Here is a 1,241-nt window from a genome sequence, read left to right as displayed (position 1 = left end):
CCACCGGAGCCACTCCAGGTAGTCGAGGCAGTCCGCATCGGTGCGAAACCAGGACTGGAACTCGCCCGCAGTCCGCGGATAATCAACGCCAGCATGAGGGTAAGTCACCCTTGGAGTTTACTCCGGTTAAGTGGAGACCCCAGATCTCGTTAACGAAATGGCGTGCGTGGACGCGTGCCTCAAAACCCTGATCACGCCCGAGGAATGGGCCGTGTTTCAAACGTTCACGCCCGAGGCGATGGCCGCCTGGTTGCTCGCCACCGCGCAACAGGTGCAGTTGCGCAAGTACCGCAAGCATCCACGTGGTCCGAAGCACACGCCTCCAACGCGCACCCATGATCCGAAAAAGCCGCATGTGTCCGTCGCGCGCTTGCTCGCGCAGCGTCAACAGCCCAAGACGCCCTCCCTGAAGCGGGGGGAACGGCATCCGATGATCGATCACGTATCGTGACTTTCACAGCCATGGATTTATTGTCCTGAAATTAGAGCCAGTGAACATGGCTCTCCAGGATCTCATGGGGTAAGCAAATATCTTCCAAAACAAATACTTGATTGATATTTTTGGCGTACACGAAAGTCAAAAATAGGGCTGAGCGCGAAAATTATAACCTACTGATTTTTAAAGATTTACACGCATTGAAAAAGCACATCAAACGGTAACTCTTTGAAAGCTGGATGGGCGTTGGCAGTTTCGGCCCTGGCTCCAGCGCAAGTAGCCGCACAACCCGCCCGGCAACATATTGATATCAAAAGAAACACCGCCCCATGAAATACCGGAGAGCCGTGAACATAAGGCAAACAATCCCTGTCGCCGGAAACAGGACGAGGATTTTTTCGTATTGATTTTCTGGAACAGGAGCAAACCATCGACCAAGAGTGACCAACGGTTCGATAGGGACACTGAGGAGAGATCGAGACTAGCGGGCAAAAAAATCCCCATCTCCGCAAGAAGACGAGGATTTCCTTCACGTTTTTGGCTCCCTGGGACGGGCTCGAACCGCCGACCTAGTGATTAACAGTCACCCGCTCTACCGACTGAGCTACCAGGGAATGTTGTGAGCGGAGTAATTTAGCCGCTAAAACTTTCCGAGTCAATAGTGCGCGAGGCTCCGGGCACGGCGAATCCGTTCTAACGCACATGGCGGAGCGCCACCCCGGACCATGAAACGGGGCGGTAGCTTGGACGGACGCCAGGAGAGGCAACATATTGCGTCCTGTTGAGCCTCCTACAACAAGTGCGC

The 1,241-nt window shown here is 54.2% G+C and carries 1 protein-coding gene and 1 tRNA gene; one reads left to right on the top strand and one right to left on the bottom strand.

Annotated features, from left to right (window positions below):
• Nucleotides 1-130 precede the first annotated feature (130 nt).
• On the top strand, nucleotides 131-451 hold the full coding sequence (locus CKO23_RS24765; protein ID WP_200336199.1) for a hypothetical protein: 321 nt from the start codon (nucleotides 131-133) through the stop codon (nucleotides 449-451).
• 523 nt (nucleotides 452-974) lie between these two features.
• Here CKO23_RS24765 and CKO23_RS24760 read toward each other — a convergent pair.
• Nucleotides 975-1,050: transfer RNA gene (locus tag CKO23_RS24760), tRNA-Asn, on the bottom strand.
• Nucleotides 1,051-1,241 lie beyond the last annotated feature (191 nt).

The organism is Thiocystis violacea, assembly GCF_016583565.1.
GTDB classification, from domain to species: domain Bacteria; phylum Pseudomonadota; class Gammaproteobacteria; order Chromatiales; family Chromatiaceae; genus Thiorhodococcus; species Thiorhodococcus violaceus_A.
This window is presented reverse-complemented; position numbering and strand designations above follow the sequence as displayed.